Annotated in this window: 17 protein-coding genes and 1 pseudogene; 7 read left to right on the top strand and 11 right to left on the bottom strand. The window is 69.9% G+C overall.

The genetic code is table 11. The features are described 5' to 3' along the window. Positions 1-57: 57 nt before the first annotated feature. The 6 genes from MYMAC_RS12670 to MYMAC_RS12645 form a co-directional block, all read right to left on the bottom strand. A complete protein-coding gene (locus tag MYMAC_RS12670; protein WP_095958272.1) occupies positions 58-1,092 on the bottom strand; it encodes an aspartate-semialdehyde dehydrogenase in 1,035 nt (344 codons plus the stop codon). A gap of 52 nt (positions 1,093-1,144) precedes the next feature. Continuing rightward, the gene (gene tsaB / locus MYMAC_RS12665) at positions 1,145-1,882 is read right to left on the bottom strand and encodes a tRNA (adenosine(37)-N6)-threonylcarbamoyltransferase complex dimerization subunit type 1 TsaB (protein ID WP_095958271.1); all 738 of its coding nucleotides are present in this window, start codon (positions 1,880-1,882) and stop codon (positions 1,145-1,147) included. A gap of 11 nt (positions 1,883-1,893) precedes the next feature. Further along, complete coding sequence (locus MYMAC_RS12660) at positions 1,894-2,397, bottom strand: septal ring lytic transglycosylase RlpA family protein (protein ID WP_013939132.1); 504 nt, start codon at positions 2,395-2,397, stop codon at positions 1,894-1,896. A 7-nt stretch (positions 2,398-2,404) separates the two neighbouring features. After that, positions 2,405-4,036, bottom strand: coding sequence for an RIP metalloprotease RseP (gene rseP, locus MYMAC_RS12655; protein WP_013939131.1), 1,632 nt, complete (start codon positions 4,034-4,036; stop codon positions 2,405-2,407). 84 nt (positions 4,037-4,120) lie between these two features. Then, a complete protein-coding gene (locus MYMAC_RS12650) occupies positions 4,121-4,951 on the bottom strand; it encodes a phosphatidate cytidylyltransferase (RefSeq protein WP_095958270.1) in 831 nt (276 codons plus the stop codon). Then, entirely contained in the window at positions 4,948-5,739 is a 792-nt protein-coding gene (locus MYMAC_RS12645) for an isoprenyl transferase (protein WP_043713020.1), read from the bottom strand. Before MYMAC_RS12645 ends, MYMAC_RS12650 begins: the two co-directional genes overlap by 4 nt. 326 nt (positions 5,740-6,065) lie before the next feature. Between MYMAC_RS12645 and MYMAC_RS12640 the strand changes: the two genes are divergently transcribed. The 4 genes from MYMAC_RS12640 to MYMAC_RS12625 all read left to right on the top strand — a co-directional run bounded on the left by MYMAC_RS12640 (position 6,066) and on the right by MYMAC_RS12625 (position 12,887). Then, positions 6,066-7,103, top strand: coding sequence for a helix-turn-helix transcriptional regulator (locus tag MYMAC_RS12640; protein WP_095958269.1), 1,038 nt, complete (start codon positions 6,066-6,068; stop codon positions 7,101-7,103). Positions 7,104-7,234: 131 nt separating this feature from the next. Beyond that, the gene (locus MYMAC_RS12635) at positions 7,235-9,703 is read left to right on the top strand and encodes a ligand-binding sensor domain-containing protein (RefSeq protein WP_239989675.1); all 2,469 of its coding nucleotides are present in this window, start codon (positions 7,235-7,237) and stop codon (positions 9,701-9,703) included. Between the two features lie 197 nt (positions 9,704-9,900). Further along, positions 9,901-10,758, top strand: coding sequence for a tetratricopeptide repeat protein (locus MYMAC_RS12630; RefSeq protein ID WP_239989509.1), 858 nt, complete (start codon positions 9,901-9,903; stop codon positions 10,756-10,758). After that, positions 10,755-12,887 carry a putative metal-binding motif-containing protein gene (locus MYMAC_RS12625; RefSeq protein ID WP_095958267.1) on the top strand — a complete coding sequence of 711 codons (2,133 nt, stop codon included), beginning with the start codon at positions 10,755-10,757 and terminating at the stop codon, positions 12,885-12,887. Before MYMAC_RS12630 ends, MYMAC_RS12625 begins: the two co-directional genes overlap by 4 nt. A 51-nt stretch (positions 12,888-12,938) precedes the next feature. Here the strand turns inward: MYMAC_RS12625 and MYMAC_RS12620 are convergent, their stop codons facing one another. Beyond that, positions 12,939-15,104 carry a serine/threonine-protein kinase gene (locus MYMAC_RS12620; RefSeq protein ID WP_095958266.1) on the bottom strand — a complete coding sequence of 722 codons (2,166 nt, stop codon included), beginning with the start codon at positions 15,102-15,104 and terminating at the stop codon, positions 12,939-12,941. Between the two features lie 128 nt (positions 15,105-15,232). Here MYMAC_RS12620 and MYMAC_RS12615 point away from each other — a divergent pair, with 128 nt between their 5' ends. Both MYMAC_RS12615 and MYMAC_RS12610 read left to right on the top strand, forming a co-directional pair. Beyond that, complete coding sequence (locus tag MYMAC_RS12615; protein WP_095958265.1) at positions 15,233-16,372, top strand: serine/threonine-protein kinase; 1,140 nt, start codon at positions 15,233-15,235, stop codon at positions 16,370-16,372. Beyond that, complete coding sequence (locus MYMAC_RS12610; protein WP_095958264.1) at positions 16,369-17,319, top strand: RluA family pseudouridine synthase; 951 nt, start codon at positions 16,369-16,371, stop codon at positions 17,317-17,319. The genes MYMAC_RS12615 and MYMAC_RS12610 overlap by 4 nt, the downstream gene beginning before the upstream one ends. A 29-nt stretch (positions 17,320-17,348) precedes the next feature. Here MYMAC_RS12610 and MYMAC_RS12605 read toward each other — a convergent pair. After that, positions 17,349-17,537: pseudogene (locus MYMAC_RS12605) on the bottom strand (YjbQ family protein); the annotation flags it as partial. A 26-nt stretch (positions 17,538-17,563) separates the two neighbouring features. On the opposite strand from MYMAC_RS12605, the gene dinB reads away from it, so the two are divergent. Next, on the top strand, positions 17,564-18,772 hold the full coding sequence (gene dinB, locus MYMAC_RS12600) for a DNA polymerase IV (protein ID WP_013939121.1): 1,209 nt from the start codon (positions 17,564-17,566) through the stop codon (positions 18,770-18,772). A gap of 146 nt (positions 18,773-18,918) precedes the next feature. On the opposite strand, the gene pcnB is transcribed toward dinB, so the two are convergent. The 3 genes from pcnB to plsX all read right to left on the bottom strand — a co-directional run bounded on the left by pcnB (position 18,919) and on the right by plsX (position 23,130). Then, a complete protein-coding gene (gene pcnB, locus MYMAC_RS12595; RefSeq protein ID WP_095958263.1) occupies positions 18,919-20,646 on the bottom strand; it encodes a polynucleotide adenylyltransferase PcnB in 1,728 nt (575 codons plus the stop codon). 409 nt (positions 20,647-21,055) lie between these two features. Next, entirely contained in the window at positions 21,056-22,096 is a 1,041-nt protein-coding gene (locus tag MYMAC_RS12590) for a phosphatase domain-containing protein (protein ID WP_013939119.1), read from the bottom strand. Next, positions 22,093-23,130 (bottom strand): phosphate acyltransferase PlsX, encoded by a 1,038-nt coding sequence (gene plsX, locus MYMAC_RS12585; protein WP_043713015.1) that lies wholly within the window; start codon positions 23,128-23,130, stop codon positions 22,093-22,095. The genes MYMAC_RS12590 and plsX overlap by 4 nt, the downstream gene beginning before the upstream one ends. Positions 23,131-23,135: the final 5 nt, after the last annotated feature.

Genomic DNA, 23,135 nt, shown 5'->3' with positions numbered 1-23,135 from the left:
GCGGGCCGTCCCGCCGCGCCAAACAGGCAGGACGGCCCCGGGGGCTTTGCCAAATTGTCAGGCGGGGCGCTCGGCCAGCCGGAATCCGGCCTCCACCAGGTTGAGGGCGGCGCCCCGGCTGGCGTTGTCCACCGAGGCGAAGAGCGTCACCCACTCCGGCGCCTGTGGGAATGCGCGCACCCGGCCCACATGCACCGCCGGGTCCGACGTGACGAGCATCGGCATGGGGTACACGCGCTCGCCCGGCACATCCAGCACCTTCAAGGCCCCGGACGTCTTGAGGGCCGCGCGCACCTGCTCCACCGGGCCCGGCTTCTTGAGCTGCACGTTCAGGGTGAGCCCGTGGCCGTAGAAGGTGGGCACCTGCACCGCCGTCCCGGCGATGACGGGCACGTCCCCCTTGGACGAGAAGAGCCGGGCCGCCTCCAGCGTCCAGCCGCCCTCCTCCTCCGTCCACGGCGAGTTCACCATGAAGCCACCCACCTGGGGCACCAGGTTGAAGCCCACGCGGTGGGGGAAGGCGTGCGGCTCCGGCTCGCGGCCCGACAGCAGGTCCGCCGTCTGCTTCTCCAGCTCCGCCACCCCGCGCACCCCCGCGCTGGACGCCGCCATCAGCGCCGTCACCTGCGCGCGCGTCACGCCAAAGGCCTTCCGCAGCGGCTCCACCACGTGCACCGCGGCCGTGGTGACGGCGCCCGGCAGGCACACGATGCGCCCCTTGAAGGTGAAGCCCGCGCCCAGCACGTCCGCGTTGAAGCCCGGCAGCACCATGGGGACGTTGCCGTCCCCCCGGAAGGCGTTGCTGGCGTCCACCACCCACGCGCCCGCCGCCTGCGCGGCCGCGGCCAGCGTGCGAGAGGCCTCCGCGGGCGTGGCCAGCAGCACCAGCTTCACGCCCCGGAAGGCGTCCGGCGTCGCGTGCTCCACCTCGAGCGAGTCCTCGCCGTACTCCACCTCCATGCCCTTGGAGCGCTCGGAGCCGAAGACGCGCACCTGTTCGGCGGGCACGTCCTGCGCGTACAGCGCGGCGAGCACCTCGCGGCCCACCACGCCCGTCGCGCCCACCACGCCAATCGTCAAGTCGTCTCTCATGGCGCGTCCTTTACGCCACCGGAGGCCGGGAGCGCGAGCACCACGAGGCGGCTCAGTCTTCCTTCAACCGCGCCGTGGGCGCCGGCCCGGGCAGCGGGGGGAACTTCGGGTTGCGCTCCGGCTCCGAGGCCCGCACGTAGTGCGGCTCCATGGCGAAGAGCGCCTCCAGCGTCTGCGTCTCCGGGAAGCGCGCGAGCCGCGCCAGCGCCACCGCGGACGGGAAGGCCGGCGCCGCCAGCAGCCGGTGCGGCGCCACCCCGTGCGACTCCAGGGCAGCGCGGTAGTCCACCAGCGCGGGCCCCAGCGCCACGGCCCGGGGCTCGGCGGCCATCCTCGCGGCCACCTCCGCGGGCGACATGGCCGTCTCCGGCGCCAGCGGCTCCACCGCCCCGCCCCGGCGCACGTAGGCCCCCAGGTACAGGTCGTCCTTGCGCGCCACCGCCAGGCAGTACAGCGGCACGTCCTCGGGCCCCTCCAGCGCCACCGCCGCCAGCGACGAGGCCCCGGCCACCTTCAGCTTCGCCGCGTACGCCAGCGACTTCGCCGTCGCCAGGCCGATGCGCAGCCCCGTGAAGGAGCCCGGCCCCAGCCCCACCACCAGCCCCTCCAGGCCCGGCAGCGTGGCGCCGTGCCGCGCCAGCAGCTCCCCGACGATGCCGGGCAGCAGCTCGCTCTGCTTGCGCGGCGGGCCCACCACCACGTGCTCCAGCGTGCGCGGCGCGCCATCCGGCGCGCGCTCCACCAGGGCCAGCGACAAGGTCAACGTCGAGGTGTCCAGCGCGAGGAACATGGGACGGCTCACTACACCGGCGCGGCCCACATTGCCTGCGGAATCTCCGACAGGCGGTCATCGCAGCGGTACAGCCGGACGCGCACCACGCCCTTGTCCAGCATGTCCAGCTTCCGGGCGGCGCCCTTGGACAGGTCCACGATGCGCCCGTCGATGAAGGGGCCCCGGTCATTCACGCGCACCTTCACCGCGCGGCCGTTCTCCATGTTCACCACGCGCAGGCACGAGCCGAAGCGCAGCTTGCGGTGCGCGGCCGTCATCGCCTCCTGGTCGAAGCGCTCGCCGCTGGCGGTGGGGCGCCCGTGCAGGCCGGGGCCGTAGAACGAGGCCAGCCCTTCCCCCAGGTACGAGCGCGGCATCTTCGGGCGCTTCGTCACGCCGGGCGCGCCACCGCGGGGCTTCGGCGACTTCGACGAACGGGGGGGCGCCTCCACCGGGTCCGGCTTCGCCGCGCGCGAGGCGCACGCGGAGGTGAAACCCAGACAGAGCAGTCCGGCAACGGCGAATCCTCGCATGCGACCTCTAGCGGGTGATGTCGTTGGTCACGGCCAGCAGCATCAGCAGGACGAGCAGCGCGAGCCCCACCATGTTGGCCACCTCGCGGACGCGAACAGGGATGGGGCGGCGGCGAATTCCCTCCCAGGCGGCGGAGAGCAGGTGGAACCCGTCCAGCACCGGGATGGGCAGCAGGTTCATCACGCCCAGGTTGATGGAGATGAGCGCCATCAGGTGGAGGAAGCTGTCCAGGCCCTGCTCCGCGCTCTTGGACGCGAGCTGGTACATCATGATGGGGCCGCCCACGGTGTTCATCGGCACCGAGCCCGTCACCAGGCCGCCGAGGACGCGCACCATCTGCCCCACAATCTTCGGGACGATGAGCGCGGCCTGCTTCAGCGCGTCACCCGGGCCCAGGTGCACCGTCACCTCATCCAGCACCGGCATGTCCGCGGCGGAGAGCACCCAGGGCCGCACACCCAGGACGATGGGAGAGGTCGCCGTGCCCAGCTCGTCCTCCGTCTTCAGCGGCGCCTGCGCCAGCGTCTTCGTGCGCTCGCCGTCCGCGCCCCGCCACGTCAACTGGAAGGAGCGCTCCTTGAGCGCGTTCAGCTTCGAGGAGAACTTGACGAAGGACTCCGGCTTCTCGCCATCCAGGGCGATGATGCGATCTCCAGGACGCAGGCCGCCCTTCTCGGCCGCGCTCCCCGGCGCCACCGTGGCCAGGTACAGGTCGGACGTCTCCGCGCCCACCGCCGCCAGGCCCTCGCCCGGCTGCTTCGGCACGGTGAGCTTCAGCACGGACGGCACCCGCCCCGTCACCGCGCCCGCCGCCACCGGCTCCATGCGCCGCAGCGTCAGCTCCAGGGGCGCGCCCTCCGCGTGCTTGTCCAGCTCCTGCTGGAAGCGCGCCTCGGTCTCCACGCTCACGCCGTTGACGGCCAGGATGCGGTCGAAGGTCCGCAGTCCGGCCTGCTCCGCCACCGAGCCCGGCGGCACGCCCATGATGGGCGGCTTCGACACCGCTTCCACACCGATGGAGCCGCGCTCCACCGTGTCGATGGGGGACGTCTCCACCTGCTTCGTGGGCGTCACGTCCAGCGTCAGCTTCTGGCCGTTGCGCTCCAGCCCGATGGGGATGGGCCGCTCGAAGCGGCCGACGAACGCCTCCCGCATGTCGTTGAATGTGCGCACCGGCTCGCCATCCACGGACAGGATGCGGTCACCCGGGCGGATGCCAGCGGCCTGCGCGGGCATGCCCTCGCTCACCGAGCCCACGTAGGTGGAGGTGGCCTGGTGCGGGCCGAGGAAGACGAAGAAATAGACGAGGATGGGGAAGATGAGGTTGAAGGCCGGCCCCGCCAGGACGATGAGGCCGCGCTTCCACGGCGGCTGCGCCAGGAAGCCCCGGCTGGCCTCCTCCGGGCTGAGCTCCTCGTGGGGCATGTCCCCCGCCATCTTCACGTAGCCGCCCAGGGGCAGCAGGGCAATCTGGTACTCCGTCTCGCCCTTGGTGAAGCCGATCAGCTTGGGCCCGAAGCCGATGGAGAACTTCAGGACCTTCACACCACAGGCCTTCGCCACCAGGAAGTGGCCGAGCTCGTGCACCGTGACGAGCACGCCGAGCAGAATGACGAAGAACCCGATGTTTTGGAGCATGGGCGCAACAGTAATCGTGGGCGCCCAGGCGGACAACGCGCAACCGGGCCCGCCGAGCAGACGGGCAGCCGGAAGGGGCGCTCTCTAGGGCAGCAGGTCCCGGACGAACTGCACGTAGACGAACACCAGGGGCGCGTTGAACAGGAGCGCGTCGATGCGGTCCAGCACGCCGCCGTGCCCGGGGATGAGGAAGCCCGAGTCCTTCACCCCGTAGGCCCGCTTGAGCATGGACTCACACAGGTCCCCCACCGGCCCCAGGATGCCTCCCGCGATGCCCAGCAGCACGCAGTCCCACACGGTGAACACGGGGAAGAAGAACTGCCGGGCAATGAACATGCCGCCCACCGAGCCCAGCATGCCCCCGAAGAAGCCTTCCCACGTCTTGTTGGGGCTCACCTCGGGGTAGAGCTTGTGCTTCCCCAGGAACCGCCCGAAGAAGTAGGCGGCGGTGTCATTGGCCCAGGTGATGACCAGCGCACAGATGACCCAGGCCATGCCGTGGTCGGGCAACAGGCGCAGCGCGGACATGGCCGTGAGCCCCACCGCGCCGTACAGGAAGCCGTTGACCAGGTGCGCCGTGCGGGTGGGCGCCTCCGCCAGCGGCCCCTTGAAGAGGTGGTAGATCCACGCGAAGAACGCGAAGACGACGGTGAGCCAGAAGGCCGTCTCACCGGTGCGCGCCGCGTCCCGCAGCGGCAGGAAGGGCATCACCGCGGCGAAGGCCAGCCCCACCCAGGAGGCCACCGTCAGCCGCTTCTGGACGATGAGGTAGTACTCCCCCACGCACGCGGCGGCGGCGGCGCCGAGCAGCGCGGCGCTCCAGTATCCACCGAGGAACAGCAGCAGGATGACCAGCGGCAGCAGCGTCACCGCGGAGACCACGCGGATGACGAGGTTTCGGTTCTTGTCGTTCACGCCTTGGCCTGCTGAGGAGCGTCCTCCCGCTGCACCTGCGCGGACGTGAGGCCGAAGCGGCGCTCACGCTGCTGGTACTGCGACACGCAGCGGAGGAACTCGTCAGTACGGAAGTCCGGCCACAAGGCGTCGGTGAAGCACATCTCCGCGTACGCCATCTGCCAGAGCAGGAAGTTGGACACGCGCAGCTCGCCGCTGGTCCTCACCATCAGGTCCAACGGGGGCAGTCCCTGCGTCCAGAGGAACTGCTCGAAGTCGCTCTCCTCCAACCGTCCCGCCGCCAGCTCTCCACGCTCCACGGCCTCGGCCAGCCGCCGCGCCGCCTGGAGGATCTCCTCCCGCCCGCCGTAGGACAACGCCAGCGACAGCACCATGCCGGTGTTGTGCGCGGAGTCGGCCCGGAGCCGGTCCAGCGGCTCGCGCACGTAGCGCGGCAGCCGGTCCACGTCTCCAATGGCGTTGAGGCGGATGCCGTTGTCCAGGATTTCAGCGCGCTCACGCTCCAGGTACTCCCGGAGCAGCTCCATCAACCCGGCGACCTCTTCCGCCGGACGCGCCCAGTTCTGGGACGAGAACGCGTAGAGCGTCAGCGCCTGGATGCCCAGGCGGCGCGCGGTGCGCGTCACTTCGCGCACGCTCGACGTCGCCTCCCGGTGCCCCTCCAACCGGGGCAGCCCCCGGGACTCCGCCCACCGCCCGTTGCCGTCCATGATGATGCCCACGTGGCGCGGCATCGGCCGGGCCTTGACGGCTTGTTCCAGGGTGGAAATCACTGAAGGGCGTTCCATGAAGCCGCGCACCCTAGCGATGCCGCCGCGCGCCGTCCACGGGCGCGTGCCCCAACCGTCACGGTCGGCCCCTGACCGGTCGCCCGGTGACGGTGGGTGGCCACTCCCCGTCCGAGGAGGCGCGCCATGTAGGCCGAGGTGGGCCTCCCCTGCCTGAAGGCCTCCTGCGCCAGGGGCCCATCGGGGCTCGCCAGCGCCATGCGGCGGGCGCGCCAGGACGTGGAGCGTCCGCGAGGCTCCACTGGGTTCGTGTCCGCACCCTCCGGAGGCAATCCTGACAGCGGCTGTCATGATTCCCCGCCTAGACTCCGCTTTGGAACCTGACCATGCGCGCCGACCGACTCGTCAGCCTGACCTTGCTCCTGCAGACGCGCCCGAAGATGACGGCGGGCGAGCTGGCACGGGAGCTCCAGGTCTCCGAAAGGACCATCCATCGGGACCTGGACGCGCTCTCCGGCGCGGGCGTGCCGGTGTACGCCACGCGGGGCGCCGCGGGCGGCGTGGCGTTGATGGAAGGCTGGCGGACGCAACTCACGGGCTTCACGCGAACGGAGCTCCATGCCCTGGCGGCCGTGGCGGCACCGGGCGCCCTGGATGACCTGGGCCTGACGTCGGCGCTCCGCTCGGGCCTGGTGAAGCTGGCCGCGTCCCTCCCCGCGCTCCAGCAACCCGCGTTGGAGTACGCGCGGCAGCGGCTGCACGTGGATGCGTCCTCCTGGTTCGCCGAGCGCGAGCCCGTGCCACATCTGGCGACGCTGCGTGACGCCGTCTGGCAGGACCGCCGCGTGTCGCTGACGTACCGGGACTTCGAAGGCACGCCGAGCCGCAAGGTGGTGGACCCGTACGCGCTCGTCATCAAGGCGGACCGCTGGTACCTCGTCGCGCGCACGGGCGCGGACGAGCCCCGCGTGTACCGAGGCTCGCGCGTGGAAGGCGCGAGGCTTCGCCCGGAGACCTTCGTGCGGCAGGCGCGCTTCGACCTGCCGGCGTTCTGGAAGGCGTGGTGTGCCCGCTTCGCGGAGAAGCGCGCGCGGTACGAAGTCACGCTGCGGTTGACGCCAGAGGCGCTGGAGGCACTGCGCAAGATTCGGCCACGCGCGGAGGGTGCACGGCTGGCGGCCGCGCCTCCCGAAGCGGATGGACACAAGACGGTCATCGTGGACTTCGAGCGGGAATCGATCGCGTTCAGCCAGCTCTGTGACGTCGGCGCGGGCTTCGAGGTGCTCGCGCCCGAATTCCTCCGGATGCGGCTTATGAAGCTCGCGACCAGCCTCCTTGACTCGCATGGAGACGACGCGGCAAAGCGTGCGTCCGCGCGGCACACCCGCGCACGCGCACGCGCACATCCGCCATCAGATTACTGAGAGCATCACCGCCCGCGAAGGACCGCGATGTCCCTCGCCAGCACATCGGTGACGCCCCAAGCATTCGACATCGCTTCGTCGCTCAACAGGTCCATCGATTGCAGCCGTGTGCCGTCCCTATGCGCACACCCTTGAGAGACACCTGGACCTATCGCATCGCAGCATTTCTCGTCGTAGGCGTCGTCTTCACCGCTTGTGGTGATGACTCGCCCGACCCGGCGCCTGTGCCGGATGCGGGCACTGAAGTGGATGCAGGCACTGAAGTGGATGCGGGCTCGGATGACGCGGGCGTGCCCGACGCCGGCGACAACGAACCCGACGCGGGCTCCGGCGATGGCGGCGAGCCGGACGCGGGCACGTCCTGCGAGCCGTCATCGGTGACCGATCTCCTCGACAACGGCGAGTGGGACCCTCGCTTCTCCATCGGGGGCGTATCCGGCATGGATGGGCACGTCCCGCACATCTACGACCTCGCCAAGACGCCCTCGGGTGACCTGCTGGCCACGGGTTACTTCCGCTGGTTCGGCGCGCAGGCGTCGACGCCGCTCATCCGCCATCAGGACGGGCAGTGGCGGCCCGAGCCCAGGACCTGGTCCCAGGAGATTCCCGGCGGGGCGGGCTTCTCCGCCGTCGCCGCGAAGGACGACACCACGCTCGCGCTGGCGACCAACGACACCTTCGGCGACCGCGGCGGCGAGGTCTGGATTCAGTCGCCTGACGGTGTTCAGGTCATTGGCCACTTCACCGGCCTTGTTCGCACCATGGCGTACGTCCGTGATGAGCTCTGGGTCGCGGGCCAGTTCCAGCTCGAGGAGAACGGCGCCATCGGGCTCGCCATCTGGGATGGCACCGCGTGGAAGCTTCCTCCGGGCGGCCCCGCGGACGGCTCCGTCTACGAGCTGATGCTCCAGGGTGACGACGTCTGGGTGGGCGGCGCCTTCACCCGGGTGGGCGGCATCTCCAGCAACAAGGTCGCCAAATGGAACGGGAGCAGGTGGGAGTCCTACAACTTCCCCATCGCAGGCAACGGGGTCTACGCGCTCACGCTGGGTGATGACGGAACGCTCTACGCGGGAGGCACGTTCGCCTACGACTTCAACGCGGACGGGGTGGGCTCCATCGCGCGGTGGAACGGCGTTCGCTGGGAGATGCTCGATGGCGGCGTCAGCACCGGCTTCTATCCGGGCGTGGTGACGGACCTCGTGTTCAACCAGGGCAAGCTCCACGTGGGCGGTTGCTTCAACTTCGTCAACGGCCAGGGCTACGGCAATCCGCTGGCGCTCCAAGCCAATGCCCTGGCGCTGTGGTCGCCCGAGTCGGGCTGGGAGAACTGGCCCCAAGCCATCAGCCCCAACCGGACCGTCTGGTACGCGCCGAGCTTCTGCGGGGATGAGCCGCCCGTCACGTTCGCGGTGTGGGAGGTCCCCATCCAGCGCTTCCTGCTCGACGGAGACCGCATCTATGTCGCGGGCACCCTCCCCAGCATCGACGGCGCCGCGTCGCAGAGCATCGTCTCCTACGAAGGCGGCCAGTGGCGGGCCGAAGGCGCGGAACCCGGCCACGGCCTGAGCGGTGGCGCTCAAATGCTGGCTGTGGGCGGAGAACAATGCACGGTGCATGCGCTGGGCGACATCTCCCATGCGGGTGGAGCGGCCGTTCCGCGCACGGTGCTGCAGTTCACCGACGCGGGCTGGCAGGCGCTCGGCGAGCTGCCGGACATGGAGTGCCTTGACCTGGCGGTGAATGCCCAAGGGGACATCTATGTCGCCTGCATCGACTGGGATTCGGTCCAGTCCCAGCTGCTCACCTGGAGCGGAACCGAATGGACGTCGCTTGGCGACCTGAGCGCTCACGGGTTCATCTCCAAGCTGACGCTGGATTCGCTCGGGCGCCCGTGGCTGACCAGCATGGTGGAGTCCACCTCGCGCGTGGTCCGCTGGACGGGGACGCAGTTCGAGCTGGTCGCGGACGGTCTCGACGGTCCCGTGTTCGCGCTGGCGCTTCGTCCCGAGAACGACGACCCGGACCGCCCCGCCTTCGTCGTCGCGGGAGAGTTCACCCACGCAGGCGAGGTTCCGGCGCGGCGCATCGCCCACTGGAACGGCACCACGTTCGAAGCGCTGGGCGATGGCTTGACGACCTCCCCCATCACGGCGGCCTACGGACCGAACGGCATCTTCGCGAGCACGAACCATGAGCAGGACATGGACGGGAACCCTGTCCAGGGACGCCTCATGCTTGGCCATTGGGATGGGACCGCGTGGCGCGAACTGGCGACGCCCGAGAATGGGATGCCTGGCCCCTTGAATGAGGAGCAAGGCGGCGTCCACAGCTTCCGGAAGCTCGCCTTCGCGGGGACGGACCTCGTCGTCGTGGGAACGATCTTCCCCGCGGATGGCGGACCGACGCATGCGTACGTCTTCAACGGCGAGCGGTTCCTGCCCATTGGCGGCGGCGTCAGCGCTCTCACCATGGATGACATCGCCCTGACACCGGATGGAATCTGGCTGGGCGGCAACATCGCGGAAGCCGGGCGTGGCGAAAACCTCCTGCCCACCGTGGGCATGGCGCACTTCCGCAGGCGCGCTGCCGCACCTTGATGTGCCGCTGGGCGAGGCGTGTGCGAATGGGCACGCCTCGCCCGGCTGGAGCACTTGGACTGCCACGGGGCTGAAAGGGTTGGCGGAGTGGCGGGACACCTGTCATCCACGATTGCCACACTGCGCCGTCAGGGCGAACCAGACGATTCACGGGCCCTTACCTAGACGCAGGAATGAGCGTGGTAGCTTTTCCAATCATGAAAAGCTCCATTCTCAAGAAAGCACCGTTCAGAGCCTGGGTGCTGAGCCATGCGCTCCTGCTGCCAGGATTGGCGTTTGGACAATCCGTAACGTCCAAGGCGGCACAGGCTGGCACGCGCGACTCCGCGTTTCGCTCCCGGCTGAAGGCAGCGGCTCAGCTCTATGAAGAGCTCGAGTACGAGTCGGCGCTGAAGGCGCTCACCCGAGCCAAGGCCATTGCAACGACCGACGCGGAGCGGGCGGACGCCGCGATGTACGAGGCCATCGTCCTCGCCGACCTTGGGAAGCGCTCGCAGTCCCTGCGGGCCTTCCGTGAAGCGCTCTTGCTTGAACCCGAATCGCAGCTCCCCGTCAGGGTGTCCCCCAAGGTGGCCCGGGACTTCGACGAGGTACGCAAGAGGGTTCAGAGCGAACGCGTGGCCGTGTCACCCGTGGCGCCAACGTCGCCAGCCACTTCGCAAGACCGGCCTGTCCTGGAGCCGGAGACCGAAGCATCAGCGGTCGCCCTCTCCACGCATCCAGCCCCAACCGCCCCCCTCATCGCCGCCCCTGAAGACAGGCTCGTGACGACTGAGCAAGGAGGCCTCCGCATCCGGCCCCTCCCCGTGGCATTGCTCGGCGCGGGGGTGCTGGCGGGGGGCATTGGGAGCTACTTCGGTCTGAGTTCCCGGAGCGACATCCAGAGCGCGCGCGACACCTTCGATGTCGAGGAGCAGATGGGCCACCTGGACTCAGCTCGCGGCAAGGCACTCGGCGCCAACATCTTGTTCGGTGTCGCGGCGACGGCGGCGGCGGGTGCGGTCATCACCTATTTGCTGGGTGACGGCGCCACGAGCCAGCGGGAGGCGCCATGAACCGCCTCTATCTGGCATGCCTGGTTCTGTCCGGCATGGCCTGCACCGTGCCCAGCCTCGACGAGCTCCACCCATGCGACCTCCCGAGCCTCATTGGAGCCCCTGTCGACGCAGTCCTGGGTGACCAGCCGACATGCAGGGTCATCCAGGTGAAGATCCATGCAGCAGGCTTCCGCCCCGGCTGCGTCCGCGTCGGTGCCCACGACGAGGCCAGCGAGCAGGCGCTCACCGCCGAACTCTCCGGCGAGGACGTCCCCTCAGGAGACCTGCTCGCCATCAGCGTGGTCGTGCCGAAGGACTGGGACGATGCGGTCCAGGTGGAGGCTCGTGCATTCGAGCAAAGCTGCAACGCAGCTCCCGTGGCAACGCATGCAGTGCGTCTCCCGGGCGTGAAGGAGGGGGTCACCAGAGTGGAACTCGACCTGCGTGCGACGGATGCGGACGGCGACGGGTATGTCGCCGTGCTCACGGGCGGCACGGACTGCGACGACGACACCCCGGACATCCACCCGGGCGCGACCGAGCGCTGCAACGACGTTGACGACAACTGCAACGGTGTGTCTGACGAGGTCGAACTGAGCCTGGGCCAGCACTGCACAGAGGCAGCGGGGTGTGAAGGAACTCGCACATGTGACGTCAATGGAACCGTTGTCTGTAGCATGCCGCTGGCCGTGTATGCCTCCCCCGACGTGGACCAGGATGGCCACGGCGACCGGAGCGTCACGCCCGTCGCCTTCTGTGCCGGTGTCCCACCGGGCTACGTCGTGAGCCCCGCGGACGACTGCAACGACAACAACGCCAGTATCCGACCGGGCGCGACAGAGCTTTGCAACGGCGTGGACGACAACTGCAACGACCAGATTGACGAAGCGTTCCCCGAACTCAACACCGCCTGCACCGCGGCAGCCCAGTGCGCAGGCGTCTACGTCTGCGACGCCTCGGGCATCGCGACCACCTGCCAGGCCACGCAGACATCCACCCACTGGTACCTGGACGATGACGGAGATGGGTTTGGTGTTGACACAGCCGTGTCATCCTGCGTCTCGCCCGGCGCGAGGTACGTGACCTCCAGCGGCGACTGCAACGACGGCAACCCGTTCACCCATCCGGGCGCACCGGAGCTATGCGACGGTCTGGACAACGACTGCGACGGGAGCACTGAAGGCCCTGCCGCCTGCCCGGGAAGCGCTGGAAACTGGGTACCGAGGACGGTGGGCGCGGCCACCCAGGAATGGCGCTCCATTTTCACGGAAGTCCCAGGTGATGTGACTGTCGTGGGCAATCAAGGAGGCACCGCGGTGCTCGCTCCGGGGGCCACCTCGTTCCAAACCAACGCCAGCAACTGCGGCAACAGCACCAGAGGCTGGAACGCCGTCTGGACGGACATGTCCAACCAGGGCCGCGCATACATTGGCTCTTCGGCAGGAAGCCTCAGCTTCCTGGATAGGGCCCAGAATGCATGCACCGAAACGCACAATTTCGGACGATGGGTTCGAGGACTCATCGGCATTCGTCATGAAGGGACCTTGGAGATTCATGGAGTCACATCAACATCTGGCACAGTCAACCAGGGGTTGACGTTCATCTGGAATGGCACGTCGGGCGCCGCCGCGCTCAACTTCGGTAACAACCCAGTGGCGCATCTGTACGACATCCACGGCCGCTCCCGGTCGGCGCTATTCGCGGTCGGTGGCGTCGAGACAGGAAGCTCGCAGGGCAGAATCTACCGATTCAACAGCCTCATTCCTCAATGGGAAGTGGGACTGCTGCAAGACGCCATCCCCGGCCTGGGTCGACTCCGAGGCGTCTGGGTGGTGAGCGACGACCTCGCCTTCGCGGTGGGTGAGGCCCTGGACGGCATGAACACCGTCCTCCGATGGAACGGCAGCACTTGGAGCAGAATGCCGTTTCCGACAACGCACATTGAAACACTGACGTCCGTCGTCGCTTTCGGAGCCAACTCCGTCTACGTCACGGCCTACGACGGCCGCATCTACCGGTACGACGTCACGGGGTGGCAGATCATCTACGAGAACACGGCCATCCGCCTCAACGACATCGCGGGGACCAGCCCCGCTGACCTCTGGGTCGCGGGGAGCAACGGCCAGATTCTCCACTGGCCCCAATAGTGACGCCATCCACCGAGGCCATCCGTCACGTGGCCTCGGTGCTGGCGCGGCTCAGTCCATTTCAAGGTTCAGCTTGAACACATTGGACTGCCCCGCCTTCACGTCGACCGTGCGGGTCACGTCCTTTCCCAGCTCCTTGTTGACGAGCCGAACGGTGTGGCGCCCCGCGGGAACCTCAACCGCCGCGAAGGGCGTTTGCCCCAGCACCTTCCCGCCCAACGAAACCACGGCATACGGACGAACGCGGAACTCCAAGCGTCCCTTCGCAACAGGCGCCACTTTCTGTACCGGCGCCTTTTCACGGGCCCGGGGCGGCTTCGGCTCCGGGTTCCCAGGCGCCTTCACGGGCTCACGCTTCGCGACGACGGCATTCCCCTCCTTTGCAGCCGCTCCGCCACTCCCAGGCAGCGTCTCCTTCGCCTGAGGAGGTTCCGCTTCAGGAGAGGCGACCTCCCGCGCGACCTGCGGCGCCACAGGCACGTCCGCGGGGGCCTGCGGCTTCGGCGCGGCCTTGCCACTCGAATCCTGGGCCTCCGCCGTCTCGCCCGCGGCCGCTTGCGCGTGCGGCACGGTCCTGTCGCCTGGGCTCGGCGTCGCGGGAGCGCTCGGCGTCGCGGGAGCGCTCGGCGACGTCGTGAGCGGCCGTGGACTCACCTGAGCGGGTGTGCCCTCTGAATCATCACCGCGCATCCAAGTGACGGCGCCCCCCACCGACAGCGCGACCACGGCCCCCACGATGACGGCAATCCGTCCCCCTGATGGCCTTGGAGTCCCGGTCGCGACGTACTCCGTGCTCCGTGTGTGCACCGCGTCTTCCGCATCCACGGGCGCCGTGGGCGACGGCGAAGGGCCCCCTGGTGACGGCGAGGAGGCAACGGCCATCGCCACCGCCGCGTCGTCGCGCGCATGCGGCGCCTGCTCCTCCGCCCTCGAAGCCCGGGCCATGTCTCTCGGCCGGAGCGCCCCACGCTCGCGCTGCGTTCTCCGGGGCTCACGCCCCGGGCCGTCCGCCCGACGCGAGGGCGCCTTCACGACCACCGGATACGACTGAAGTGTGTCCCGCTCTGGAGTGGAACGCGGCTCCAACGCCTGCACCACCCCCGCGATGGCCCGTGGCATGGGCGTTGTCGGTGACGTCGAATCCACCGGCGAGACCAACGACCCGGGCATCGGCGTCGTCGGTGACGTCGAATCCACGGGCGCCTCCACCGGAGGCGCGCTGAACGGGACACGCCCTTCCGGCTTCGACTGCGGTGCCACGGCCCCCTTGCTGGCGCCCTGTGACGGCGTCGTCGCCGGAACCGCGGCCACCTCCGGCACCCACTGCGCGATGTGCTGGGCAATCTGATACGCGCCCACTGGCTCGCCGGTGGACAGCACGAACCGCTCCAAGTCGTCCTGAAGCGCACGACAGTCCGGGTAGCGTCGCTCCCGCTCCTTCGCGAGCGCCCGTTCCAGGACCTGCTGCAACGCGGCCGGCACATCGGGGCGTCGCTGAGACACCGGGATGAATGATTCGAACAGAATCGCCTGCATCACGCTCACGTCCGTCGTCGCGTCGAACGGACGCTTCCCCGTGAGCAGCTCATACAGCACCACCCCCAGCGCGTAGACATCCACCCGCCGGTCCATGCCCCTGGCCTGGAGCTGCTCGGGCGGCATGTACGCCACCTTGCCCTTCACCACGCCTGTCAGCGTCCGGTGCCCCTGCCCCGCCACCTTCGCGATGCCGAAATCCACCACCTTCACCGCGCCCTGTCGCGACACCAGGATGTTGTCCGGGCTCACGTCCCGGTGAATCAACCCCAGCGGCTCACCCGTCTCCGGGTCGCGGAACTCGTGCGCGTACGCCAGGCCCTCCGCCGCGGCCGCCACCACCTTCGCGCAGAAGGCGGTCGGCAGCGCCTCCTCCTGGGCCCGCTTCACCAGCTTGCGCAGGTTCGGCCCGTCGATGAACTCCATGGCCAGGAAGAAGCTGCCCTCGGCCTCACCGAAGTCGAAAATCTGCACGATGTTCGGATGCTCGAGCTGCGCCGCCAGCCGCGCCTCGCCCAGGAACATCTCCACGAAGGCCGGGTCCTCCGCCAGGTGCGGAAGAATGCGCTTGAGCACGAGCGTCTTCTCGAAGCCGCGTGGCCCCGCGGCCTTCGCCAGGAAGACCTCGGCCATGCCGCCTGACGCAAGCTTTCGCACCAGTTGGTACTTCCCGATTTGCATTGACTCCGGTTCTCCCAGGTTTGTCGGAAAAGTAAAACCGCTTGCCGCCCGTTCTGCCGGGCGCCGAGCAATCAGGCGCTGTCAGCGTTGACCCTGACACGACGTGGTCCGTAGGATTTCCGCACCCCATGCCCCCGAAGGTCATCGGTCCCTACCGCGTTCTGGAGACGCTTGGCAGTGGCGGGGCAGGAACCGTGTACCGGGCCCTGGACCGCCGCACCACTGACGAGGTCGCGCTGAAGCTGCTTTCAGCGGGCCCCGCACGGGATGCGCGTGCCGCGCGGAGGCTCGCCCGCGAGTTCGACACGCTCGTGGACCTGTCTCACCCCAACGTCGTGAAGGTGTTCGAGTCCGGCGTCCACCAGGGCGTGCCGTACCTGGCCATGGAGCTCATCGAGGGCCTCACCCTCCGCCACTACCTGGACCTGGGGAGCGGCGAGCGCCCCCCCCATCCGGGGAGCCACACGCCCCGCAGCCCCCTCTCCGTCCTGCGGACCGCGGATGATGACTTCGGCCCCCTGAACCGGGACTTCTCCGACTCCATGGACGACTCGGACGCCAGCCCGCACGAGGGCACCTTCGGCCTGGAGGCCTTCGCGGAGGAGGCCCCCAGCGAGGACCTGGAGAGCTTCGCCTCCGGCTTCAGCCCGCACGCGGGCATCGGCTCGGATGACTCGATGGAGGGCTTCGACCTGGTGCCTCCCCTGCCGCGCACACTGCCGCCCGAGGAGCCGGACCGCCTCCTCCGCGCGGAGGACCTCAACCGGCCCGAGCGCATGGGACGTCTCAAGGACGCCATGCTCCAGATTTGCGAGGCGCTGGCCTACATCCACGGCCACGGCCTGGTGCACCGCGACCTCAAGCCGTCCAACATCATGGTGGACGATGACCGGCAGGTACGGCTGATGGACTTCGGGCTCGCCAAGTTCCTGGCGGACGACGCGGCCATCACCGAGGCCGGCAAGCTGGTGGGCACCTACCGCTACATGGCGCCGGAGCAGATTCTGGGCGAGCCGCTGGACGGACGCTCCGACCTGTACAGCCTGGGGGTCATCCTCTATGAGCTGCTCAGCGGGCGGCCCCCCTTCGACGCGAAGACGCCGCACGAGCTCTGGCGCCAGGTGCTGGAGACGGAGCCGCCCCCCGTGCTGGCGCTGAACCTTCACGGGGACCCGCAGCTCGCGCGCGTCGCCCACCGCCTCATCCGCAAGGAGCCGGACGACCGGTTCCAGACGGCCGAGGAAGTCTACGAGGCCCTGTCCGAGTGAACCCCTCCAAGCTGCACACCCTCACCGTGGACGCCGACAAGGCGGGCCAGCGGGTGGACCTCTTCGTCGGTGAAGCGCTGGGCCTGTCCCGCGCGCGCCTCAAGCGCCTGTTCGAGGCCGGCGCCGTGAAGGTGAACGGCCGCCCCGCGAAGAAGGGCCTCACGCTCACCGCCGGGCAGCACATCGCCGTGGAGGTGGAGGAGGAGTCGCGCGAGGCCGTGCCCGACGCGGACTTCCCGCTCACCGTGCTGCACGAGGACGACTCGCTCGTCTTCGTGGACAAGCCCGCGGGCCGGCCGTCCCACCCCCTGCAGTCCGGGGAGACGGGCACGGTGGCCAACGCGCTGGTGGCCCGCTATCCCGAGTGCGCCCAGGCCTCCGTGGACGCGCGCGAGGGCGGCCTGTGCCACCGCCTGGACGTGGAGACCTCCGGCGTCGTCGTGGCCGCCAGGACGCGGGACGCGTGGAACGCCGTGCGCGAGGCCTTTGGCGGCCGCGCCGTGGACAAGCGCTACCTGGCGTTGGTGACGGGGCCGCTGGCGGACGAGGGCGACATCGACCTCCCGCTGCGCCACCACCCGCGCCACCCGGACCGCGTGGAGCCCGCCCCCTCCGGCGCCGCGGACGCCCGGGAGGCGGTGTCGAAGTTCACCGTGCTGTCCCGCTCCGGCGAGTTCAGCGTGGTGGAGGTGAAGATCCTCACCGGCGTGCTGCACCAGGTGCGCGCGCACCTGGCGGGCGTGGGCGCGCCCATCGTCGGCGACAGCCTCTACGGCGGACGCGAGGCCCCCGAGCTGGGCCGCTTCTTCCTGCACGCCCGCTCCCTGGGCCTGACGCATCCGCAGACGAAGCGGGCCATGACCGTCCACAGTCCCCTTCCACCGGAGCTGCGCGCCGAGCTGGAGCGGCACGGGCTCCCCCTGCCCCGCGGCGAGCAACGGAGCTGAGGGGGTTTCCGCCAGGCGCCCATCACCTTGACGATGACGCGCTTGCGGCGCTGGCCGTCGAACTCGGCGTAGAACACCTGCTGCCAGGGCCCCAGGTCGAGCTTCCCCGCGGTGACGGGGATGATGACCTGGTGGTGGACGAGCAAGGACTTCAGGTGGGCGTCCCCGTTGTCCTCGCCCGTGCGGTGGTGGCGGTAGTCGGGGCCGGCGGGCGTCAGAGTGCCCCGTTAAAGTGACTCACACCATGCGAGCCATCATCCATGTGGACATGGATGCCTTCTATGCATCCGTAGAGCAGCGGGACAACCCGGCCCTGCGGGGCAAGCCGCTCATCGTGGGCGGGCATGCCCAGCGTGGCGTGGTGGTCGCCGCCTCCTACGAGGTGCGCCCCTTCGGGGTGCGCAGCGCCATGCCCATGGCGCGGGCGATGAAGGCCGCGCCCCATGCGCTCGTCGTGAAGCCCCGCTTCTCCGCGTATGCCGAGGCCAGCGAGCACGTCTTCGCCATCTTCGAGCGCTACACGCCGCTCATCGAGCCGCTGTCCCTGGACGAAGCCTTCCTCGACGTGACGGCCTCGGTGGGCCTCTTCGGCACGCCCGCGGACATCGCCCGGCGCATCCGCAAGGAGATTGCCGACGAGCTGGGCCTGCCCTCCTCCGCGGGCGTGGCCACGGTGAAGTTCGTGGCGAAGATTGCCTCCGACCTCGCCAAGCCCAACGGCCAGCGGGAGGTGCGGGCTGAGGAGACGGTGGCCTTCCTCGCGGGCCTGCCGGTGTCGCGCCTGTGGGGGGTGGGGCCGAAGACGGAGGAGGCCCTGAGGCTCGCCGGGCTGAAGACGATTGGCGACGTGGCGGCCCGGGAGTTGGACTGGCTGGAGGACAGGCTGGGCTCCAGCGGGCGGCACCTGTGGGAGCTGTCCCAGGGCATCGACACGCGCGAGGTGGTGCCGGACCGGGCGGCCAAGAGCGTGGGCGCGGAGGACACGTTCGACGAGGACCTCGTGGGCATGGACGCGCTCAAGCCGCACGTGCACGCCCAGGCCCTGCGCGTGGCCCGGCGGCTGCGGCGGGCGGCGCTGAAGGGCCGCGTGGTGCAGCTCAAGCTGAAGTTCGCGGACTTCACGCTCATCACCCGGCGGACCACGCTGCGCGAGGCCACGGATGACGGGCAGACGCTCTATCGCGCGGCGCTGGAGCTGATGGAGAAGGCGCACCAGGGCAAGCCGCTGCGGCTCACCGGCGTCAGCGTGCAGTTGGACGAGGAGCAGCCGCAGCTCGGCCTGTTCCCCGCCGCGGCGCCGCGCACCGCGAAGCTGAACGCGGCGCTGGACAAGATCGCGGAGCGGTTCGGCAGCAAGGCCATCACCACCGCGGACATCGCCGGCAGTGAGGCGACGGACAGCGCGGAGCACCGCTCCGAGCGTCCGGTGGACAAGGGCGGCCCCAAGTCCTGAGGCCCGGCTCCGCCCGGCCCCGAGCCCGCCCCGGCCTCCGCTGAACCAGCGGACGCATCGGGGCGGCGAATCAGGCGCCGCCCGGCCCGAGCCCGCCCCGGCCCCCGCTGAACCAGCGGACGCCCCGGGGCGGCGACTCAAGCGACTCAGGCGTCGCCCGCGTCCGAGCCCGACTCCGAGGACGACCCGGCGCCCTCGCCGGAGCCCCCATTCGCCGAGGGACGGCGACGGCGGCGACGACGGCGGCGCTTGCGCTGGCCCCCCGCGTCGGACTCCTCGCCGTCCGCGGCGGCGGCGCGAGGCTGCGGCACCTCACCGGCCTTCCAGGCCTCCAACTGCTCGCGATTCTCGCCCGTGGCCTCCACCGTCATCTCGAACACGGTGAGGGCCTCGCTGAAGAGCGGGTGCCGCTTGAAGGCGGCGCTGCGGCGGCGGCGCTCACCCGTCAGCGTGCGCTGCGCCAGCAGCAGCATCCGGCAGCGCTCGGCGATGCGCCGCGGCAGCCGCGCGGACTGCACGAAGTCCGCGAGCAGGTCCTCCACCACCTGCGACACGGACGGGCGGCCGCCGTCCTGCGACTCCTCCGGGCCGGTGGAGCGGCTGATGGGAATCAGCAGCATCGCCAGGAGGATGGCGTCATCCAGCGGCTCGCCCGCTGACACGCGCCGGTCCAGCGCCTCGGCGAAGGCGTAGAAGGTCTTCTCCCCTTCCTTGCCGTGCTGCTTGAGGTACGCGTTGACGGGCGGCAGGAGAATCTTCAGCGCGTCCAGCGCGTCCAGCAGCTTGAGCGCCGGCGCGGACACGCCGCCGCGGATGAGGCGGAACGTCTCCTCCAGCAGGCGCGCGGGCGCACAGCGGGGCAAGTCCTCCACCGCGCCTTCCATGGCCGCGTACGTCCGCGACTCGATGTCCAGCTCCAGCTTCGCCGCGAAGCGCACGGCGCGCAGGATGCGCACCGGGTCCTCGCGCATGCGCACCTCCGGGTCGCCAATGGTGCGGATGAAGCGCTCGTCCAGGTCGCGGCGGCCGCGGACGTAGTCAATGACTCGCCCTTCGGCCACGTCGTAGAACAGGCCGTTGATGGTGAAGTCACGGCGGCGCGCGTCCTGCTGCGCGGTGCCGAAGACGTTGTCGTGGGTGATGAGCAGGTCCTCACCCTCCCCGTCGTCCTCGCCGCCGTTGGCCGCGGCCTCCAGCTCCGTCGGGTTGGCGCGGAAGGTGGAGACCTCGATGATCTTCCCGCCCTTGAAGTAGACGTGCGCCAGCCGGAAGCGCCGGCCAATGAGGCGGCAGTTGCGGAAGATGCCGCGCACCTCGTTGGGCGTCGCGCTGGTCGCGATGTCGAAGTCCTTCGGCTTGCGCCCCAGCAGCAAATCCCGCACGCAGCCGCCCACCATGTACGCCTGATGGCCGTGCTGGTGCAGCCGGAGCACCACCTTGAGCGCGTCCGGGTCCAGCTCGTCCGGGTCGATTTCCGCCGGCTCCCCCGTGGGCCGCACGTGGGGCGCGTGCAGCGCGCGCTCGTCGGGCGTGGGCTCCGGTTCCGGCTCCAGGATGGTGGGGACCTCCTCCACCTCCTCGCCCCGGGCCTCGGCGGCGTCCTCCGCCTCGGCGGCGGCCAGCGCGGCCTCGGCGCCCAGGACGGCTTCATCCAGGCCCGCCTCGGCCGGGTCGGCCTCGTCGTCGTCTTCCTCCTCGTCGTCCTCGTCCTCGGCGTCCGCGCGAGCGGGCGGCGACGCCGGCTCCGGAGCCGGCACGGAGGCAGGGGCGGTTTGAATCGTGGGCGTCTCGGTCGCGGCCTGCTCGTCTGCGGCCACGGGCTTGGCGGCGCTGTCCTCTTCAGGGGGCGCCGACAGCTCCAGGTTGGAATTCATGGGGACCTCTTGTTCGCCGCGCTCGGAAGTCCCTGCCGCCTCGGGAGAGGCACCCTCGCGCGCGTCATTCTCGGGCGCAGGTGGCAGCAGACCGCCGGCAGGCGGCGTCTCAGTCGAATCTCGCGTCATCAGCCATGGACGCCCCTTCGGGGCGCCTGTAGGCCTGCCGTCTATACCGCATCCGCCGGGTAGGGAGTAGCGAGACGACATGGTTGTCGGATGTCTCCGGGCCAAGGTCACCCCGCCCGCCTCCCTGCTCCCCCCTGGGAACAGGACACGCCGCTCGCGCGCGGCCGCGGGGCCCCTGAGCCTCTGTCCTGTATCAACACCCTCGTCCGCCAGAAACGTTCTGGGGACGGCCCGCGCGGGGACCGCCGGGCCTCCCGTGGGGCAGCCGGGCGGCCACCGCCTACTGGGGCTTGGAGCGGCCCTTGTGGTTCCGGGGCAGCGCGTGGTGGATGAGGGACACGTAGTCCACCGCCTGCACCGGCGGGGGTGGCGGCGGCGTGCCCAGCGCGGCCAGGCGCTTGCTGAAGGCGGCCAGGATGTCCGGCATGGGCCGCATCGCCGCCAGCAGCTTGTTGGGCCCCTCCAGGGCCTGGGACAGCGCCACCGCCGCCTGCTGGAGCGGCAGGCCGCGCCGCAGCAGGTCCTGGAACGAGTTGGACAGGGTGATGATGTTGTGGCCCGCCGTCTGCACCATCTCCACGGCGATCTTCAGCACCTGCGGCGCCGTCAGGTGGCCGTCCGCCAGCAGCACCAGCGCCGCCTGGAAGTAGTTGAAGATGGGCACCACGCGCGGGCCATACGGCGTGAAGTGCGCGGGCGGCGTCAGCCGGTCCAGGTGGATGAAGATGCGGCGCACCGGGTCACCCACCGGAATCTTCTTCCAGGCCTCGCGCACCCGCTCCGCGTCGTCCGGGTACACCCCGCCCGCCTCCAGCACCTGGGACAGCACGCGCTCGTCCACGCGGCCCGCCACCAGGTCCGCGAAGAGCGAATAGATGAACGCGTCCGCCTCCGCGTCGTCACCGAAGAGGACCTCCTCCGCCTCCACCGGCGCGTGGACCCGGCTCTCCAGGATGGCCGGCAGCTTGTAGCCCACCTGCCCGCGCAGGGCCCGGAAGCGGCCGCGCAGCAGGTTGCCCACGTTGTCCTTGAGGACGAACTCGTCCCACCGCACCCCGTCCAGCTTGAGCTTCTCCTCCAGCACGGCCCGCATCTGCTTGGGGCTGCCGGAGACGATGCACAGCCGCGAGTCCCCGTTCTCCGACAGCTCGCGGATGAGCGCGCTGGCCCCCGGGACGGCCACCTTCTGGTGGGCCTTCTGGAACGCCGTCCGCACCAGGTCACGCAGCGAGTCGAACTCCGTCTGGAGGTACGTCTTGTCCAGGTCCCAGCGGTAGATGCGCCGGGGCGGACGCGGGTCGATGCGGTCCGGCAGACTCACGTCTTCAGGCCTTCCCGGATGGCGGCGCCCAGGTTGTTGGACACCACCTTCGCCGCCACCTTGCCCGCGTTGGCGATGGCCCGTGACTTCGAGCGCCCGTGCGCCTTGATGAAGATTTTGTCGAACCCGAGGATGGGCGCCCCACCGTACTGGTTCCAGTCGGTGATGTCCTTGATGCGCTGGATGCCGCTGGACAGCATGGCCAGCCCCGCGCGCCAGCGCAGGCTCTCCTTGTAGGCGTACTGGGCCAGCTCCACCACCGTGTCGTGGACGCCCTCCAGCATCTTCAGACACACGTTGCCCACGAAGCCGTCGGTGACGATGACGTCCGCGGTGCCCTTGGGGATGTCGATGCCCTCCACGTTCCCGATGAAGTGGATGTCCTTCATCTCCGACAGGCGGGCGTGCGCCTCCACCACGCGGGGCGGCCCCTTCTGCGGCTCAATCCCGTTGGACAGGAGCGCCACCTTGGGCCGCTCGTTCTGGGAGATGATGCGCGCGTAGGCGGAGCCCATCACCGCGAAGGTCACCAGGTCATCCGCGGTGGCCTCCACCGTGGCGCCCACGTCCAGGATGAGGGAGAAGGGGTCCCCCTTCGCGCCGCGCACCGAGCGCGTGGGGTACACGGTGGCCAGCGCCGCGCGCCGCACCCCGGGGATGAGCTGGAAGTGCCGGGCACACGCCAGCACGCCCGCGCCCGTGTTGCCCGCGGACACCAGCGCCTGCGCCTCGCCCTCCGCCACCAGCCGCGCGGCCACGGCGACGGACGCGTTCGGCTTGCGCGCCAGCGCCTCGCCGGGCTTCTCGTCCATGCCGATGAAGTCCGCGGCGTGCTGCACGGAGATGCGCTCGCCGTTGTGCTTCGTCTCCGCCAGCGCGTCGTCGATGAGGGTGCGGTCCCCCACCAGGAGCGTGTGGATGTGGGGGGACTCGAGCGACAGCATCGCCGCTCCCCGGACCACCTCCGCCGGGCCGTGGTCCGTCCCCATGACATCGAAAGCAATCGTCACCGGCTGCGGCTGCGTCCCCACCATGTCCT

This window comes from Corallococcus macrosporus DSM 14697 (assembly GCF_002305895.1).
In the GTDB taxonomy this organism is placed as follows: Bacteria; Myxococcota; Myxococcia; order Myxococcales; family Myxococcaceae; genus Myxococcus; species Myxococcus macrosporus.
The sequence above is the reverse complement of the archived record's forward strand: the minus strand, read 5'-3'. Positions and strand labels throughout refer to the sequence as shown.

Coding starts and splice junctions, on each gene's coding strand:
- MYMAC_RS12670 (WP_095958272.1), bottom strand. CDS start 1,092: ATGAGAGACGACTTGACGATTGGCGTGGTGGGCGCGACGGGCGTGGTG.
- tsaB (WP_095958271.1), bottom strand. CDS start 1,882: ATGTTCCTCGCGCTGGACACCTCGACGTTGACCTTGTCGCTGGCCCTG.
- MYMAC_RS12660 (WP_013939132.1), bottom strand. CDS start 2,397: ATGCGAGGATTCGCCGTTGCCGGACTGCTCTGTCTGGGTTTCACCTCC.
- rseP (WP_013939131.1), bottom strand. CDS start 4,036: ATGCTCCAAAACATCGGGTTCTTCGTCATTCTGCTCGGCGTGCTCGTC.
- MYMAC_RS12645 (WP_043713020.1), bottom strand. CDS start 5,739: ATGGAACGCCCTTCAGTGATTTCCACCCTGGAACAAGCCGTCAAGGCC.
- MYMAC_RS12640 (WP_095958269.1), top strand. CDS start 6,066: ATGCGCGCCGACCGACTCGTCAGCCTGACCTTGCTCCTGCAGACGCGC.
- MYMAC_RS12630 (WP_239989509.1), top strand. CDS start 9,901: ATGAAAAGCTCCATTCTCAAGAAAGCACCGTTCAGAGCCTGGGTGCTG.
- MYMAC_RS12625 (WP_095958267.1), top strand. CDS start 10,755: ATGAACCGCCTCTATCTGGCATGCCTGGTTCTGTCCGGCATGGCCTGC.
- MYMAC_RS12620 (WP_095958266.1), bottom strand. CDS start 15,104: ATGCAAATCGGGAAGTACCAACTGGTGCGAAAGCTTGCGTCAGGCGGC.
- MYMAC_RS12615 (WP_095958265.1), top strand. CDS start 15,233: ATGCCCCCGAAGGTCATCGGTCCCTACCGCGTTCTGGAGACGCTTGGC.
- dinB (WP_013939121.1), top strand. CDS start 17,564: ATGCGAGCCATCATCCATGTGGACATGGATGCCTTCTATGCATCCGTA.
- pcnB (WP_095958263.1), bottom strand. CDS start 20,646: ATGAATTCCAACCTGGAGCTGTCGGCGCCCCCTGAAGAGGACAGCGCC.
- plsX (WP_043713015.1), bottom strand. CDS start 23,130: ATGGTGGGGACGCAGCCGCAGCCGGTGACGATTGCTTTCGATGTCATG.